This window comes from Eubacterium sp. MSJ-33, assembly GCF_022174665.1.
GTDB lineage: Bacteria > Bacillota > Clostridia > Lachnospirales > Lachnospiraceae > Coprococcus_C.
Map to the genome: position 1 here is coordinate 1713492 of NZ_CP076562.1, position 16478 is coordinate 1729969.

At 43.7% G+C, this 16478-nt stretch carries 17 protein-coding genes; 8 read left to right on the plus strand and 9 right to left on the minus strand.

The annotated features are described in order from the left end of the window. Positions 1–32 precede the first annotated feature (32 nt). Together KP625_RS08110 and tkt are read left to right on the plus strand one after the other, a co-directional pair. A complete protein-coding gene (locus KP625_RS08110) occupies positions 33–872 on the plus strand; it encodes a Bax inhibitor-1 family protein (protein WP_177971347.1) in 840 nt (279 codons plus the stop codon). A 36-nt stretch (positions 873–908) separates the two neighbouring features. Next, entirely contained in the window at positions 909–2900 is a 1992-nt protein-coding gene (gene tkt / locus KP625_RS08115) for a transketolase (protein WP_238297159.1), read from the plus strand. A 107-nt stretch (positions 2901–3007) separates the two neighbouring features. On the opposite strand, the gene KP625_RS08120 is transcribed toward tkt, so the two are convergent. The 6 genes from KP625_RS08120 to pyk all read right to left on the minus strand — a co-directional run bounded on the left by KP625_RS08120 (position 3008) and on the right by pyk (position 7889). Beyond that, complete coding sequence (locus KP625_RS08120) at positions 3008–3847, minus strand: adaptor protein MecA (RefSeq protein ID WP_238297160.1); 840 nt, start codon at positions 3845–3847, stop codon at positions 3008–3010. A 431-nt stretch (positions 3848–4278) separates the two neighbouring features. After that, entirely contained in the window at positions 4279–4449 is a 171-nt protein-coding gene (locus KP625_RS08125; protein WP_177982640.1) for a DUF362 domain-containing protein, read from the minus strand. 123 nt (positions 4450–4572) lie between these two features. Then, the gene (locus KP625_RS08130; RefSeq protein WP_238297161.1) at positions 4573–5385 is read right to left on the minus strand and encodes a glycosyltransferase family 2 protein; all 813 of its coding nucleotides are present in this window, start codon (positions 5383–5385) and stop codon (positions 4573–4575) included. Continuing rightward, on the minus strand, positions 5375–5752 hold the full coding sequence (locus KP625_RS08135) for a DUF2304 domain-containing protein (protein WP_238297162.1): 378 nt from the start codon (positions 5750–5752) through the stop codon (positions 5375–5377). The genes KP625_RS08130 and KP625_RS08135 overlap by 11 nt, the downstream gene beginning before the upstream one ends. Before the next feature lie 6 nt (positions 5753–5758). Further along, positions 5759–6460, minus strand: a complete 702-nt coding sequence (locus KP625_RS08140; protein ID WP_177969752.1) for a glycosyltransferase family 2 protein — start codon at positions 6458–6460, stop codon at positions 5759–5761. A gap of 10 nt (positions 6461–6470) precedes the next feature. After that, positions 6471–7889 carry a pyruvate kinase gene (pyk, locus tag KP625_RS08145; protein ID WP_238297163.1) on the minus strand — a complete coding sequence of 473 codons (1419 nt, stop codon included), beginning with the start codon at positions 7887–7889 and terminating at the stop codon, positions 6471–6473. 212 nt (positions 7890–8101) lie between these two features. Between pyk and KP625_RS08150 the strand changes: the two genes are divergently transcribed. Further along, positions 8102–8692 (plus strand): hypothetical protein, encoded by a 591-nt coding sequence (locus tag KP625_RS08150; protein ID WP_238297164.1) that lies wholly within the window; start codon positions 8102–8104, stop codon positions 8690–8692. 3 nt (positions 8693–8695) lie between these two features. Further along, on the plus strand, positions 8696–9190 hold the full coding sequence (locus KP625_RS08155; RefSeq protein ID WP_177969755.1) for a hypothetical protein: 495 nt from the start codon (positions 8696–8698) through the stop codon (positions 9188–9190). 34 nt (positions 9191–9224) lie between these two features. Here the strand turns inward: KP625_RS08155 and KP625_RS08160 are convergent, their stop codons facing one another. Next, positions 9225–9482 carry a hypothetical protein gene (locus tag KP625_RS08160; protein ID WP_238297165.1) on the minus strand — a complete coding sequence of 86 codons (258 nt, stop codon included), beginning with the start codon at positions 9480–9482 and terminating at the stop codon, positions 9225–9227. Continuing rightward, complete coding sequence (locus KP625_RS08165) at positions 9475–10299, minus strand: hypothetical protein (protein WP_238297166.1); 825 nt, start codon at positions 10297–10299, stop codon at positions 9475–9477. Before KP625_RS08165 ends, KP625_RS08160 begins: the two co-directional genes overlap by 8 nt. A 192-nt stretch (positions 10300–10491) precedes the next feature. On the opposite strand from KP625_RS08165, the gene murC reads away from it, so the two are divergent. The 4 genes from murC to KP625_RS08185 all read left to right on the plus strand — a co-directional run bounded on the left by murC (position 10492) and on the right by KP625_RS08185 (position 15567). After that, positions 10492–11874 carry a UDP-N-acetylmuramate--L-alanine ligase gene (murC, locus tag KP625_RS08170; protein ID WP_238297167.1) on the plus strand — a complete coding sequence of 461 codons (1383 nt, stop codon included), beginning with the start codon at positions 10492–10494 and terminating at the stop codon, positions 11872–11874. A gap of 268 nt (positions 11875–12142) precedes the next feature. Next, entirely contained in the window at positions 12143–13324 is a 1182-nt protein-coding gene (locus KP625_RS08175) for a DnaD domain protein (RefSeq protein ID WP_177969759.1), read from the plus strand. After that, positions 13321–14319 (plus strand): ATP-binding protein, encoded by a 999-nt coding sequence (locus KP625_RS08180; RefSeq protein ID WP_238297168.1) that lies wholly within the window; start codon positions 13321–13323, stop codon positions 14317–14319. The genes KP625_RS08175 and KP625_RS08180 overlap by 4 nt, the downstream gene beginning before the upstream one ends. 42 nt (positions 14320–14361) lie before the next feature. Continuing rightward, positions 14362–15567 (plus strand): ribose-phosphate pyrophosphokinase, encoded by a 1206-nt coding sequence (locus KP625_RS08185; protein WP_238297170.1) that lies wholly within the window; start codon positions 14362–14364, stop codon positions 15565–15567. A 104-nt stretch (positions 15568–15671) separates the two neighbouring features. On the opposite strand, the gene KP625_RS08190 is transcribed toward KP625_RS08185, so the two are convergent. Continuing rightward, positions 15672–16433 (minus strand): zinc ribbon domain-containing protein, encoded by a 762-nt coding sequence (locus tag KP625_RS08190; RefSeq protein WP_238297172.1) that lies wholly within the window; start codon positions 16431–16433, stop codon positions 15672–15674. Positions 16434–16478 lie beyond the last annotated feature (45 nt).

Here is a 16478-nt window from a genome sequence, read left to right on the forward strand (position 1 = left end):
GCCGCAGCATATTTTTAAAAGGAGGTATTTGTATGTCCTATAACAATGATTATAACAACGGCTACAACAACGGTTATAATAACTACGATAATAACCCGTATAATAACCAGAATAATAACCAATATAACTACCAGTACAATAACCAGTATCAGTACGATTCCGGTTACAATGCAAACAACGGTTATAATGGTTATAACAACGGCTACAACGCAGGATACGGTTCATCCGCCAAGATTATTTCCAGTGAGATGTACAACCTGATTATCGGCGGCGTCCTTTTGTATGGTTTCATTGTCAATGCAATCATGACTGCCGTATTCGGTGATTCCATCCTTCGTTTTGTAATGACAAACCCGATTGTCTTTTACATCGGTTACTTCATCCTGGCGATTACAGGTACACTTATGGTCCGCAAATCCGACAATCCGGTTGTAAGCTTCATCGGCTACAATCTGATGGTTGTTCCAATCGGTATGGTCATCGCTGTATCTGTGACCTTATATGGTCTGATCGGATATAACATGGTTGTCGCTACGGCCTTTGGTATCACGGCTGCGGTAACATTGATTATGATGGTCATATCCTCGATCTTCCCGAATGTATTTCTGAAGATGGGGCAAACACTTGGTATTACATTGCTTATAACCATCGTCGTTGAAGCAATTATGCTTCTCGTAGGTGCAAGCCTTGGTATTATCGACTACATTGTTGTTGCAATCTTCTGTCTCTATGTCGGTTACGACTGGGCAAAGGCGAATGCAATCGAGAAAACAGCTGATAACGCCATCGATTCTGCTTCTGAGTTGTATTTGGATATTGTAAACCTGTTCCTGCGTATCATGAAAATCCTGGCACGTGCGAACAGAAATTAATCATACAAGAAACTTATTTAGAGGAGAGCATTGAACATGAGTAGTGCAATTGACACAAAATCCGTAAATTCCATTCGTGTGCTTGCCGCAGATGCCATCCAGAAGGCAAACTCCGGTCACCCGGGACTTCCGCTTGGTTCTGCCCCAATGGCATATGAGCTTTGGGCAAACCACATGAATCACAATCCGAAGGATCCAAAATGGGAAAACCGTGACCGTTTCATCCTGTCCGGTGGACATGGCTCCGCCCTGTTATACTCCCTGCTTCACTTCTTCGGCTATGGTATCACGATTGAAGATATGAAGAACTTCCGTCAGCTTGGTTCCAAGACACCGGGGCATCCGGAATACGGCCACACCGTTGGCGTGGAAGCAACAACCGGTCCGCTCGGTGCCGGTATGGCAATGGCGGTCGGTATGGCAATGGCAGAAAAGCATCTTGCTGCCACTTTCAACAAAGAGAACTTCCCGGTTGTTGACCACTATACTTACGTACTTGGCGGCGACGGCTGTATGATGGAAGGTATCAGCTACGAGGCATTTTCTCTCGCAGGTACACTTGGTCTGGAGAAGCTGATCGTATTATATGATTCAAACAACATTTCGATCGAAGGCGACACGAACATCGCATTCCGTGAGGATGTAAGGAAACGTTTTGAGTCTTTTGGTTTCCATACGCAGCTTGTTGAGGATGGAAATGACTTAGATGCCATCGGCAAGGCAATCGAAGCTGCCAAGGCAGAAAAAGGCAGACCTTCCATGATTGAGATCAAGACAAAGATCGGTGCCGGCTGTCCTGCAAAAGAAGGAAAAGCAAGTGCACACGGCGAGCCACTCGGTGTCGAGAATGTAGCAGCCCTTCGTGCAAACCTTGGTATCGCAGACAACGGTCCTTTCGTATTAGATCAGGATGTCTACGATCATTTTGCCAAGCTTGCAGAGGAAAAAGCAACGGTCGAAGATGCATGGAATACATTGTTTGCAGACTACTGCAAGGCATATCCGGAGATGAAGGAACTGTGGGATACCTACCACAACTCAGACAACGCCAAATGTCTGTATGACTTAGACGAATTCTGGAATTCCTTCGACAAGCCGGAAGCAACAAGAAATGTATCCGGAAAGCTTTTGAATATCATCAACAATGTTGTTCCTAATATGTTTGGTGGTGCCGCAGACCTTGCTCCATCTACCAAGACAAATATGAAAGATGCCGGGGATTTCTCCAAGGAGAATCCACTTGGCAAGAACATCCACTTCGGTATCCGTGAGATTGCTATGGCAGCAATCGGAAACGGTATCGCCCTGCACGGTGGTTTACGTCCATTCGTCTCTACATTCTTCGTATTCAGCGATTATGTAAAGCCAATGGCAAGACTTTCCGCTCTGATGGGCGTTCCACTTACTTATGTATTGACACATGACAGTATCGGTGTCGGCGAAGACGGTCCAACCCATGAGCCAATCGAGCAGCTTGCTATGCTCCGTGCTATGCCGAACTTCTATGTATATCGTCCGGCAGATGCAACAGAATGTGCAGCCGCATGGTACTTCGCTACAAACAAGAAAGATGCTCCAACCGCGCTCGTTCTTTCCAGACAGAATCTGCCGCAGTTAGATGGCAGCAGTCAGGAAGCACTGAAGGGTGGTTACATCTTAGAAGATTCTGTAAAAGATACACCGGACGCTATCATCATTGCTACCGGTTCCGAAGTTTCTCTTGCTGTCGAAGCAAAGAAAGAGCTTGCAGCCGAGGACATTGATGTGCGTGTTGTCAGCATGCCATGTATGGATCTCTTTGAGGACCAGCCGGATGAATATAAGAATGCCGTTCTTCCAAAGAACATAACAGCCAGAGTTGGTGTCGAAGCACTCTCCGAGTTCGGATGGGGCAGATACATCGGTATCAACGGTGAGTTCGTCGGAATGAAGTCATTCGGAGCTTCTGCACCGGGCAGCCAGCTCTTTGAGCACTTCGGTATCACAAAGGATGCAGTCGTAGCCGCAGTCAAGAAAACATTAAAATAGCTGTATGGTGTCCAACCATCCATTGTATATCGCATAAAAATAACCCCATGGCAATCTCAGTTTTAAGATTGCTATGGGGTTTATTATGTGCAGCTTCCCTGCTGCTTTTATAATTTTGCAAGTGTCTGCAATGCATTCGCATCTATAATCAGTTTATAGTGCTCCTGCATATGATTCGGGGTTGCATACGTTGCACGTACCCGGTTGCTATATTCACCAAGCAGATTACATGTCTTTATAAATTCATTGTCCGTGTTTTTATCCTTTGTCATGTACAGATAAAAATGACTGTCACGTGGATTCTTATACAGAGAATTCTCACTGTCATAAATATCTTTTACAAGCTTCGCAGATAAGATAACCTGATCCAGATTCTTAAATGCATAGATACGGAAGACCTCTGACTGCAGCTGTTCAGCATCCTTCTTAATCTCGGTTCTCCTGTCTGATGCATCCATCTGAGCCTGTGGTGTAGATTTCATGCCCTTTCCACTCATTAGACCACTCAGGTCTTCAGCCAATCCGCCAATTGCTTTGAGCAAGCCATTTACCGGATTGTCTTCTGACATTGCATCCGGTTCCGGCTCATCAACTAAGCCAAGACCGCCGTCTGCATCTTCATCCTCATCTTCGTCCTCGTATTCATTCTCCACATCTGTCGGACGTGTAAAACGAGAAAACCGTGTATCTAATTCCTCCGGATCCTCTACTTTTGTAATTACCAGAATCAAACACTCTGGCGATACAGGTATTGCTTCTATCATAAGCGGAACATTATCCACTTCAAATCCTAACTCACTGGATGCCTGCTGCATCAATTCACGGAACAGTTCTTTGGCTTTCTCTGTTCCATATGCCAATTCCGTTAAATGAAGTTCCTTATCTGCCAGGTCTGACTTATAAAGTGTGCAACGTATCTGATTCTCACTTAATCGTTCTAGCTTCATACTCGTCAACTCCTTCGCAAGTGTTCAAAAAATATAATTTTTTGTATTACTTAGTTTATCACAAAACTCAAACATGTAAAGCTATTTCGGAATATTTTCACAAAATGTTATTGGAAATCTATTTCCAGGGACTTGCATTTTTCCCAATAATATAGTATGGTAAGTCTTGCATAGTTATTTACATATCTCATTTCTTTGCAGGTTTTCCTGCAATTTTATTCCAATTCATTTTATTTGTATATGTGTTATATCATACGAAGGAATATAAGATTTATCACAGAAGCTTCTTTATATCTATACGGATATGATATGCACGCAAAAAAAGAAGGTGATATCGAACCCTTAAAACATATTGCATAATCAAGACACAAGAAAAGAGCCTTGACAAACAACTATCAAGGCTCTTTTTCTATATGTAATCGTTTGTTTGATTACTCCTCAGAGATAACACCTGTTGGACAAGTTCCTGCGCATGCTCCACATGAAATGCAAAGAGATGCATCGATTTCGTACTTGCCATCGCCTTCTGAGATTGCGCCTACAGGACAAGCGCCTGCACATGCTCCACACATAACGCATCCATCATTAATCTTAAATGCCATGGTAATATCCTCCTTAATCTTTTCTTCATTGATTATTGATAATATCAATCTTTATTGATAATAATTATCACGTTGACATTGTACCGCTTTTTCTGACAGATAGCAAGCTATTTTTGTAATTTCCTATAACTGGTTACTATCCTGTCCTTTCTGATAGAAACGCATCAGAAGCTTTGCCATCCATTCCGGCCAGAATTTACGATACATCGCATAATCCTCCGGACTTCTCCCATTATGCTCACCAATTACATGGGATGTCTCTGATTCCGCATGTACCCGGTGACCCATCACCGGTTTTTTCACATAGCAAAAAGCGCCCGGTAATTTGGAGTACCGTTCCCATGCCTCCCAGTCCAGATCCGCTTTGCATCCAACCGCAAAAGGCTCCTCCGGAAGACGCGCCTTAACATATGTCACAGAAGGACAGCAGATTCCACATCCAAACGAGAGGGAACGTCTACGCAGGAACACACTGTTCCATGTTCTTCTTGTAATAAACGGAAGAAGCAGAATTCGTTTCACCCGAAGCAAGCGGTTCTTATATACTTTTTTCCCATCCCGGATCTCATAATACGCCGAATGCCCCAGAATCGGATTTCTGGCATGGTTGAATGCATACAGCATTTCTTCGAGATAATCCGAATTATAGATGTCATCCTGATGCGCAATCGTCACAAGCTTAGTATCTGCCTGCCGATACGCAAAATTCCAATCCGTTGCAATCCCGGATGGAGCATCATTGACAAACAACGGAATACGATACTGTTTTGCAATCTCCCGGATATATGCATTATCCGTCGATGTTGCAATCAGGATTCTACTTTTCATCGTCTGATTCTCCAAAGACCGAATACAATTCTTGAGATATTTACTTTCCTTATATGCGCAGATCACAAAAGTATGATCACTGGTTGTATAATTATTCTTATTTTTCATTCTCCATCCGTCCTACTTTTTCTTCGAGATCCCGTACTCTTTTTTCCAAGATTGCCTGTGTCTGCACAAGCGTCCGAATCCGTTCTGACTGTCCGGATGCAATCGATGTCAGTGACAGCACAATCAATATCAGGAAACATACACCGATAAAGAACACGGCATTCGTATCCGAGTAAATTCCCATCAATCGTGTGAAGAAACGGATAACCTGCGGAAAAATCACACAGATCAGCAGAATCACACCTGACAGAAACCAGATCAATGAATATTTTAAGCTCATACGCCCTCTGCGCATCAGAGCAAGGATTACAAGCAGATAAACGAGCACGCATACCAGCAGGATAATCCGAAATACTGTTGTCATCATCTCTGCCTACCTCCGTTTCTTTCCTGCAATCCGGTAAATCACGATTGCAAGAGTTACCTTAATCATATAATATACAGATTTCCATGGGCTGATTGAAGATACACCGGCCGTTCTCTCATTCATGATTACCGGCACTTCCTTTACCTTATATCCGCCAGCATTCACTGCGATAATAGATTCCGGTTCCGGATAGTCCTGTGCATAATTATGTGCAAAAAACGCAATAACATCCTTCGATGCAGCACGAAAGCCGCTTGTCGCGTCTGTAATCTTCACATGTCCACAAATGTGTAAAACTGTGTTCAGCACACCAATCCCCGCCCGGCGCATACCAGACGTCTGAAAGCCCTCTTTGTTGATGAACCGCGAACCAATCACCAGATCTGCCTCACCCTTCTCGATCGGCGCAATCAAATCCGGTATATATTCAGCGTTATGCTGTCCATCGCCGTCCATCTGCACCGCAATGTCATAACCATGTTCTGCCGCATAACGATATCCTGTCTGCATACCTCCGCCAATTCCGAGATTGATCGGCAGATTCAGATATTTATACCCATGCTCCTCACAGATCTGCACCGTATTATCCCCGGAACAATCATTCACCACAACATAATCCACATCCGGACATGCTGCCTTCAGACTTTCTACCGTATGCTCAATATTTAAAGCCTCATTGTAGGCCGGTATTATCACCAGTGTTTTCATAAACCCTCTCTTACTCTACGACCTGTACTTTCAACATATTTGTATTACCGGAGATACCAAGCGGCACACCTGCGCCGATTACAACCTTATCCCCAGCCTGAAGCAATCCCTGCTTTTTACCGGCGGCTACCGCATGGTCAAACAATGTGAACACTTCGTTCTGCTCCTCCAGATGTACCGGAGTAACTCCCCATGACATATTAAGCTGGCGATATGCCTTGTCACTGGTTGTACCTGCAATGATGTTGCAGCTTGGTCTGTACTTCGAGATATTTCTCGCTGATACGCCGGACTTTGTCACAATGATAACTGCCGCCGCGTTCAGATCAATTGCCGTTGTACACGCCGCATGGCAGACCGCATCTGTAACATTCTGGTTTGCTGCACGCTCATAATGATAGAAGTTCTTCTTATAATCAATAGCAGCCTCTGCACGCTCAGCAATCTTCGCCATCATCTCCACTGCCTCAACCGGATATTTACCGGCAGCGCTCTCACCTGACAGCATAACCGCACTTGTTCCATCATAAATCGCATTTGCAACATCTGTGGTCTCTGCACGAGTCGGGCGAGGATTCTTAATCATGGAATCTAACATCTGTGTGGCTGTGATAACCTGCTTGCCCGCCATATATACCTTATTAATAATCATCTTCTTGATAACCGGAACTTCCTCGCAAGGAATCTCTACACCCATATCTCCACGGGCAACCATAATGCCATCCGATACATAGATGATATCATCGATATGATTCACACCTTCGGAATTCTCAATCTTAGAAATAATATTGATGCGCTGTCCCCCGTTGGCATTCAAAAGCTCGCGGATTTCCAACACATCCTTCGCAGAACGTATGAAGGAAGCTGCCACAAAATCAACATCCTGCTCGATGCCAAACAGGATATCACTTTCATCCACTTCACTTAGGTACGGCATATTCAGATGTACATCCGGCACATTGATTCCCTTATGGTTTGAGATTGGACCGCCGGTAATAACAGTGCACAGAATATCCTCTCCGCTGATAGATGTAACCTCAAGCTCGATCAATCCGTCATCGATCAGAATATGAGTTCCAACCTGTACGTCCTTGTACAAATCTTTATATGTAATAGAAGTGATGGTACTGTCACCGACAATATCCCTTGTTGTAAGTGTGAAGAAATCGCCTGCCTTCACTTCGACCTTGCCACCTTCGAAATCTCTTGTACGGATTTCAGGTCCCTTCGTATCAAGCAGGATGGCAATTGGAAGACCGAGTTCTGCCCGAAGCTTTTTGACCATGTCCATACGTTTCTTCTGTTCTTCGTGTGTGCCATGTGAAAAGTTCAATCTTGCCACATTCATTCCGGCAAGCATAAGCTTTCGCAACACATCTTCATTATCTGTTGCAGGTCCCAGTGTACAAACAATCTTTGTCTTTCTCATCACTTATTACCTCGTCTTTATTTATTTGCCAAATCATCTCCCATTTTGACATACACTCATAGTATAATCGGTTATTTTAAGTTTTACAACCATATTTATAAAGTATTTTTGTTCGTAAATAATTACGCATTTTTAACTTTTAATCCTACAGAAATCATGCTATTATAGTAATGGCTTATACATTTTTACACAAACTATTTTCGGAGGCTTATATGTACGATAACTTTATATTCCGTATCAAACGGACCGTCTATAAATGGTGGTGTGTCGTATATAAGCCTGTTTACAGACTTATTCATGACGGTAACTGGCCCGCTTCCAAAGAGCCATCGGTCAAATATCCGGATACGCAGCCATCTACACAGGAAACCGGTCTTGATGCCCAGGCACTTGCCGATGCAGTTCTTGACACGAACCGGCAAAGTCAGCACAGCATCGATGACATGATTCTGGAAGCATCCAAACACACTTCAGATGCAGCCCAGGCAGTCACACCGGTGCAGACTTCCCACACAGAAGCATCTGTACAGGAGACTTCTGCCCTCGATTCCGATGCGATTCCCGCCGACGTGGACGATGATGTTCTCGCCCGGGCAAACGAGATCATGGCGCGTTTAAACAGGGAAGCCGCTGAAGATGAAGAGAAAAAGCAGCGTGAGATTGACGCTGCAAAAAAACAGGCCGCCGAACAGGAACGTCTGGCAGAAATCCTCAAATCAAATGAACGAAACATCGATGCATTTATTCAGGAAGGACTCTCCAAACAACATCAACAGAACGACAGCAACCAGGAAAGGAGTTAAACTATGCGTTCGAAATCAAGAAAAATCACTTTAGGGTTATGTCTCATTGTGCTTACTGCCTGCATTCTATGCGGCTGCAGCGGAAATCCGAAGAATTTCACCGTTGGTACTATGACTATCACTCTCACCGATAATTTCAAACAAAGCAAGATGAACGGTTTTGATGCCTATATCGTCAGTGACGATGTTACATTCTCTGTCAAAACCGAGAATGCATCCGATCTGGAATACCAAGGATATGAAATCTCCGGACTTCGAGATTATGCCAAGGAAATCTGCAACCTGAACAGTATTTCTACCGATAAACTGGTACAGAGAAACAGCTACTATTATTTCAGCAACACACAGACGGTATCCGGTGCCAAATACACCTATCTGCACTGTATGTTCCAACAGGGAAATAACTACTGGATCTGCGAATTCGTATGCAAACACCGGGTATACGACAAGCTGGAGAAATCCATGTTGCAATGGGCAGACAGCATAACATTTGAGTAATATATATACTAAAAAAAGACCGGCATGAACTTTCTCATTCATGCCGGTCTTTTTCTTCGTCTTCTTCCTCCCACATCTCATCCGGGTTCATCTTCTCATATTTCTGCATACCAAAATTCAGAAAGCTTGCAAAAAAAAGTGTCGGAATTGCAGCAATAATCGCAATCTGTGCCACGTGTATCCAGATTCCATGTAATTTTCCTGTGAGTAATAAATAGCTGGCAGCCACAACGACTGCCAGCATACTTATATCCACACAGATTGTCAAAATCGTCTGTGTCCTTTTATTCATAGAGATACCATTTTCCTTTGTACTTAATGCATGTAACTTCATAAGTGCTTGACTGGTCATATGTCTCACCGGCCATTGCCACAGCAACATTGAATGAGAACTCCAGATCACAGGCATCCTGCAGCTTAATATTCTTATCTGCATAATCACTGACATCATCCTGAAGATCCTTTAAGTCATCACTTTCGTACATGCTCTTGTTCTCAACGCCTTCATACTTGAATGTTACATCATAGCCCTCATACGCATTGATCATATCTTCCAGCTCCTCCTTCCCAGGATCAAGGAACGGCGGGCAAAGTGCTGCAATCTTATCTACATCCTGCTCATCCATTGCTTCGATAAACTGCTGTGCAACAGCTTCCGGAGAATCTACGCCTCCTTTAGTGCCAAATCCGCCCTTAAAAATCAGGAAAAATGCAACGGCAAGTACAACAACTGCGGCTGCAATAATACCAATAATCAATCCTTTCTTTGGCTTAGGTGCCGGTGCTGTCTGTCCACCAAATCCCGGCTGTCCATATGGCTGTCCAGGCATACCCTGTCCCGGCATTCCGTTCATCGCCGGCTGTCCCATTCCAAACTGTGGTGCTACCTGCTGTGGATTCGGCTGTCCGGCATCCTGCTGACCATATGAATCGGTATCTGTTTTTAAAGATAATCCGGAATTATCACCCATGGTCTGGTTTGCATCGATCAAAACCGTTTTTTCATCATCGCCATCCTCGCTGTTCAAAGAAGGCAGATCTGCGCCACACATTGCGCATTTTGTGAAGACATCATCATTCTGCGCTCCACACATTTCACATACTTTCATGCTTTTCCTCCTAATATAAATCCTCTCTTATATCGTAATTTTGATAAAAACTACTAAAATATATAATGTCATAAATATTTCAGGAAGTCAATCGGCATCTATACAATTTTCGTAAATTTGTTGTAAAGTCACGCAATCGTGCTATAATAAAAAGCACGAAAAAATAGAGAATAAGGAAGGCAGATTATTATCATGTACAATGTAGATTTTCATAAACCGATTCATGTATATTTTATGGGCATCGGCGGTATCAGCATGAGCGGACTTGCGGAGATTTTACTTCAGGAAGGTTTTACAGTTTCCGGTTCCGATATGAAAGAATCTGAAATCACGAACATCCTGAAAAGCCTTGGTGCCCGCGTCTTAATCGGACAAAAAGCAGAGAATATCTCCGATGACATAGATCTGGTTGTGTACACTGCAGCCATCCACGAGAACAATCCGGAATTCATGGAAGTCAAACGACGTAACATCCCTATGCTGACGCGGGCACAGCTCCTCGGTCAGATTATGCTCAACTACAAATACGGCGTCGCAGTCAGCGGTACACACGGCAAAACAACAACAACCTCTATGCTCTCCTATGTACTGCTCGAAGCACAGACTGACCCTACAATCTCAATCGGCGGTATGCTTGATGCGATCGGCGGCAACATCCGTGTCGGACATTCCGATTATTTCGTAACCGAAGCCTGCGAGTACACCAACAGTTACCACGCATTCCATCCATATATCAGCATCATCCTGAATGTGGATGCAGACCACCTCGACTTCTTCAGCGGCATCGAAGAAATCGCAGATTCTTTTAAGACATTTGCAGAGATTCTGCCGGACAACGGCCTGCTCGTTGTAAACGGTGATATGAAATATTATGAACATGTAACAAAAGATCTGCATTGTAACATCATTACGTTCGGCATGAACGACGGAAACGACTACAGCGCCACCGATATCGTCTTTGACGAAGACGGACACCCGACTTATACGCTGGTTGTAAAAGGAGAAAAACAGGATCGAATTGCACTTCACGCAACTGGCATCCACAATGTCATGAACTCCCTGTCTGTCATTGCAGTTGCAGATTTTCTCGGCATCGACCGCAGCTACACGATTACCGGTCTTGCACGCTGTTCCAGTGCGCACCGGCGTTTCGAGCACAAGGGCGTAACTGAAAACGGTGTTAAAATCGTCGATGACTATGCGCATCATCCAACCGAGATTGCAGCTACCCTTGCTGCTGCCAAGAATACACCGCACAACGAACTGTGGTGCATTTTCCAGCCACATACATACTCCAGAACAAAAGCACTTCTGGACGAATTCGGACAGGCACTTTCTGTCTGTGACCATGTTATCCTTGCCGATATTTATGCCGCCAGAGAGAAAGACACCGGAATGGTTTCTTCAAAGGACGTCTGCGACAAGATCAATGCAAATGGTGGTCATGCGATCTATCTTGGAGATTTTGACAGCATCACGGACTATGTGAAAAAAAATTGCAAAAAAAATGACTTGTTGATAACTATGGGCGCCGGAAATGTTGATTCTATCGGAAATGAACTCTTAAAAAAATAGTTATCCACATTATCCACAGACCTGTTTGGGGAAAATTTCCAAACAGGTCTTTTATTTTTTAGTTTACATAAATCTGACACAATTCACTCTGAAATGGCTTGATTCCGCACCCCGTTTTTTTATGGTAACTAATTGTCCACATTATCCACATTTTCCACATTTTTCGTATTTCCTCTCACCGAAAAGATGTTCGCTTGAATTTAATTTTCTTCATGCTATAATTTGAAATGCTCCGAATCGGAGTGATGAAGGGAAGGTTCAAAAAACTATGAAAAGTATTACGATTTCAACTGAAAATAGCGAGACTTATTCCTCAATCTCGAACTTTTTTATCGACTATTATATGACAGATGCAAATGGGGAGTTTGTAAAAGTATATCTGTATCTGATCCGCCTGCTGAACAGCAGACAGCAGATTTCCATTGCGGAAATTGCAGACCACTTCAACCTTCTGGAAAAAGATATCTGCCGGGCGATTAAGTACTGGGTATCGAAGGATGTATTGCGTCTGACATTTGATGGAAAAGGACAGCCGACGGGCATCGTGGTTCTTCCACTACATGCACCGGAACTGGAATTATCCACAGAACCGGATGCGTTTTCTCTGCTCCGTTCAGATGACTCATCCGACATTACAGAAACATCCAAAGCAGGAAAAGATGTTTCCACACCGGAAATGATTGCAAACCCACGTCAGGCAGAGAAAGCCACTGCAAAGATCGTGCCGATCAATACTCCGGCCATGGAGCTTTCAGCCCCACAAAAACCGGCATTTACACAAAAAGATTTAGATAAACACTTGCATGATCAGGACTGGGAAGATATAGTATATCAGGTAGAGACATTATTTGGGAAACCGATCTCTGCGTCTGACACCCAGTCTCTGATGTACATCTACGATACTCTCGGATTCAGTGTCGATCTGTTTGAATACCTGATTGAATATTGCACAACCATGCGCAAGAAAAACTGCCGCTACTTGGAAGCAACGGCAATCGGATGGTATCAGGATGGTATCAAGACAAAAACACAGGCAAAAGAACAATACGCACTTATGAGTGGTGTCTGCCGCGTGTATTACAAGACTCTCGGTATCCGCCGCAGTGCACCGACGACTGTAGAACAGGAATTCTTCAAAACATGGACAAAAGACTATGGTTATAACGAAGCTTTTGTAGAAGAAGCCTGCAGACGTGCCTGTCTGCATTCGCAGAATCCGAACATCCAATATGTAAACGGTATCCTGACCAAATGGCATAACTCCGGGATTACGGATTTCTCCGGCATCGAGCAGGAAGATCTCTCCCATGCGGAGAATGTCAAGAATCAGAAAACCGCAACACCTGCCAAAAAAGGAAAGAATGCATTCACGAACTTTACGCAGAGCGACTTATCTTCGGAACTTGACGAGATGGAGAAGCTGTTCCACAAAGAGGTAAATGGTAAATGAATTTTGAGTTACTGAAAAAAGAGAATATCCTGCACGATTATGAACAGATCCGTCTGCGCAACAAACGGCTCTTACAGGATCGTCAGGATGAAGTCTATGAAAAGATCCCGGAGATAAAGCAGCTCCAGCGGGAAAGTAAACTTTCTTATCTTGCACTTGCGAAGAAAAAGGCGATGGGGGAACCGACTGATACCGAAGGCATATCCAGCCAGAACCGCGGGTACTCCTCCCGTATTCAGGAATTACTGCTTATGCATGGCTATCCTGCAACCTATCTCGATCCGATCTATGACTGCCCGATCTGCAAAGATCTTGCCTATGTAGATGGAAAAGCCTGTACATGTTTCGAGCAGCACATTGTCGACGCATTATACCGGCAATCTAATATGACCGGAATTTTAAACTCTGAGAATTTTGATACATTTGATCTGGATTACTACAGCCGCACAATTCCGAACAACAAAAATTATGACGTCAGTCCTTATGACAACGCAAAAAACATTCTTCAACGTGTTCAAAGTTTTGTCCGGTCTTTTGCAACGCAGCCTTCCGGGCGCGGAAATCTGCTCTTATACGGAGATGCCGGACTCGGTAAGACCTTTCTGACGAACTGCATTGCAAAGGCACTTTTAGATGAAGGCCACACTATATTGTATCTGTCTGCAAACGATTTATTCCAGCAGGTATTCGAACAATATCTGATGAATAAAAAATTTGAACTTGAAGAATTATACAATTATATTTATAATAGCGAATTGTTGATAATCGATGATCTGGGTACAGAGATGCCTAACGCGTTTTTCTACTCCGAATTATTCGATGTCATCAACAAACGTGGACTTTCCGGAAAATCGACCGCAATCTCGACAAATCTTTCCCTGAAAGAATTGCAGGAACGGTATTCCGAGCGGATTATGTCCCGTATTGTAGAAAGTTACACCGTACTTCACCTGTACGGTGAAAACATAAGGTATCAAAAAAGAAAAAATCAATGATACAGGTTTCTTAGCTGTAATCACACTATGGAGGAAAAAATCATGCCAGATTCAAGTCATCTTATCACCGTCCCAGTTGGAAAGCTTGGAATTATTCCTTTGGAGAGCTGCAAGGCACTCGGCGAAAAAGTAGATAGCTACCTTGCACGCTGGAGAGCAGAACGCCACAACGAGCACAAGGACAACATTACGTTCGCAGGCTACGAAAGAGATTCTTATATTCTGAAATCTTCCTGCCCACGTTTTGGTTCCGGCGAAGCCAAGGGTACATTACAGGATTCTGTACGTGGTACAGATGTTTACATCATGGTCGATGTTGTAAATCATAGTATCGAGTACAAGATCTGTGGCAAACCAAACATGATGTCACCAGACGATCATTATTCAGATATGAAGCGTGTAATCGCTGCTATGGCCGGTAAAGCCAACCGTATTACTGTTATCATGCCTTTCATGTATGAGAGCCGTCAGCACAAGCGCAGCAGCCGTGAATCACTGGACTGCGCAATCGCTCTGCAGGAATTAGTCGGTTTAGGTGTTGATAATATCATCACCTTTGACGCCCACGATCCTCGTGTACAGAATGCAATTCCATACAGCGGCTTCGAGAATATCATGCCAACCTACCAGTTTATCAAGACACTGCTCCGCACAACTCCGGATCTGACATTAGACAGTGATCATATGATGGTTATCAGCCCGGACGAAGGTGCCATGAATCGTGCGATCTACTTTGCAAATCATCTCGGTGTTGACGTTGGTATGTTCTACAAGCGACGCGATTATACAACAATCGTAAACGGTAAGAACCCGATTGTTGCTCATGAGTTCTTAGGCGACAGTGTTGAAGGTAAAGATGTTATCATCATCGATGATATGATTGCTTCCGGTGAAAGTATGCTGGATGTGGCCCGTCAGTTAAAGGCTCGTAAGGCAAGACGTGTTTACTGTCTCGCTACCTTCGGTCTGTTCACAGCCGGTCTGGATATCTTTGATCAGGCAAAAAAAGAAGGTACTATCGAGAAGGTTATCACTACAAACCTGACTTATCAGGATCCGGAGCTTTTCAAACATGACTGGTATGAGTCAGCAGACTTAAGCAAGTATATTGCAACTCTGATTGATCATCTGAACCACAACGCATCCATCAGCAGTCTGTTAGATCAGTCTGAGCGTATTCAGTCTCGAATTCAGGAGTACAAGGAGTTCGGAACAATCTCTGACAATTACAAAGCTCCAACAGTCTAAAGACTTAAAAATAAGATAATATAAGACAATAAAAGGCACAATCCATTCTCTTGGATTGTGCCTTATTTGTATGCATCTGCTATGTAGCTAATTACGAAAAATCATTACTGTACATACACATAAACCTGAATCTGCTCATCGTTCAGATTGTTCGTAAATGTCAAGATCGCAGTTCCTTTCTTTCCCGGAATGACACGCAGACGTGCGACCGATGGGCCAACCGGCGATGTATCCCATGCAAAGCCCGCAACATCCTCATCGGAAGATGTCACACTGACTTCAATATCTCCAGAGATACATACACGAAGCACTGCTTCCTGCGGTGTCTGTGTCTCTGCAGCGCCTTCCTCTGTGCTTTCTCCCTGCACAGACGTGAATTTCAGGAAGGTATCACTGACAAACATATCTTCATACCCCTGCGATGGAACCGCATCCGTAAAACTCGCCAGTCCATCCATAGCTTCTTCTTTATCTTCCAGATCTGCGATCTGCTTCTTATAATTCTCTTCCTTTGTCTGATAATCTGTAATAGAAGACTTCAAAAGGTCGATTTCTGACTGTAACTCCTCTATCGCATCCTCCTGTTCCCGAATCTGAGAACGGAAATAATTGGCTGCAACATCACTTTCAGAGGCAATCGTGTTTCGTTCGTCATTTGCCTTTTGCACTTTATTACTGAAATAGAAAAATCCAAATACCAGACCACTTGCCAGAAATATCATCAATGCGATTGATACACCGATATATAGCTTCGTGTTCCCACGCATCTTCTCACGTTCGTAATCTTCATCTTCAAGCGGTTTTCCACAACTGCAGCAATACAGCGCACCGTCTTCATTTTCTGCTTTACAATGCTTACAGATCATAATCTACGCAACTCCTATTTCTTATATAGAATCGTACGACATATT

What these genes read in the sequence shown, in the direction of transcription:
- KP625_RS08110 (WP_177971347.1), top strand. Translation starts at nt 33, where the DNA reads ATGTCCTATAACAATGATTATAACAACGGCTACAACAACGGTTATAAT.
- tkt (WP_238297159.1), top strand. Translation starts at nt 909, where the DNA reads ATGAGTAGTGCAATTGACACAAAATCCGTAAATTCCATTCGTGTGCTT.
- KP625_RS08120 (WP_238297160.1), bottom strand. Translation starts at nt 3,847, where the DNA reads ATGAAGCTAGAACGATTAAGTGAGAATCAGATACGTTGCACACTTTAT.
- KP625_RS08125 (WP_177982640.1), bottom strand. Translation starts at nt 4,449, where the DNA reads ATGGCATTTAAGATTAATGATGGATGCGTTATGTGTGGAGCATGTGCA.
- KP625_RS08130 (WP_238297161.1), bottom strand. Translation starts at nt 5,385, where the DNA reads ATGAAAAATAAGAATAATTATACAACCAGTGATCATACTTTTGTGATC.
- KP625_RS08135 (WP_238297162.1), bottom strand. Translation starts at nt 5,752, where the DNA reads ATGATGACAACAGTATTTCGGATTATCCTGCTGGTATGCGTGCTCGTT.
- KP625_RS08140 (WP_177969752.1), bottom strand. Translation starts at nt 6,460, where the DNA reads ATGAAAACACTGGTGATAATACCGGCCTACAATGAGGCTTTAAATATT.
- pyk (WP_238297163.1), bottom strand. Translation starts at nt 7,889, where the DNA reads ATGAGAAAGACAAAGATTGTTTGTACACTGGGACCTGCAACAGATAAT.
- KP625_RS08150 (WP_238297164.1), top strand. Translation starts at nt 8,102, where the DNA reads ATGTACGATAACTTTATATTCCGTATCAAACGGACCGTCTATAAATGG.
- KP625_RS08155 (WP_177969755.1), top strand. Translation starts at nt 8,696, where the DNA reads ATGCGTTCGAAATCAAGAAAAATCACTTTAGGGTTATGTCTCATTGTG.
- KP625_RS08160 (WP_238297165.1), bottom strand. Translation starts at nt 9,482, where the DNA reads ATGAATAAAAGGACACAGACGATTTTGACAATCTGTGTGGATATAAGT.
- KP625_RS08165 (WP_238297166.1), bottom strand. Translation starts at nt 10,299, where the DNA reads ATGAAAGTATGTGAAATGTGTGGAGCGCAGAATGATGATGTCTTCACA.
- murC (WP_238297167.1), top strand. Translation starts at nt 10,492, where the DNA reads ATGTACAATGTAGATTTTCATAAACCGATTCATGTATATTTTATGGGC.
- KP625_RS08175 (WP_177969759.1), top strand. Translation starts at nt 12,143, where the DNA reads ATGAAAAGTATTACGATTTCAACTGAAAATAGCGAGACTTATTCCTCA.
- KP625_RS08180 (WP_238297168.1), top strand. Translation starts at nt 13,321, where the DNA reads ATGAATTTTGAGTTACTGAAAAAAGAGAATATCCTGCACGATTATGAA.
- KP625_RS08185 (WP_238297170.1), top strand. Translation starts at nt 14,362, where the DNA reads ATGCCAGATTCAAGTCATCTTATCACCGTCCCAGTTGGAAAGCTTGGA.
- KP625_RS08190 (WP_238297172.1), bottom strand. Translation starts at nt 16,433, where the DNA reads ATGATCTGTAAGCATTGTAAAGCAGAAAATGAAGACGGTGCGCTGTAT.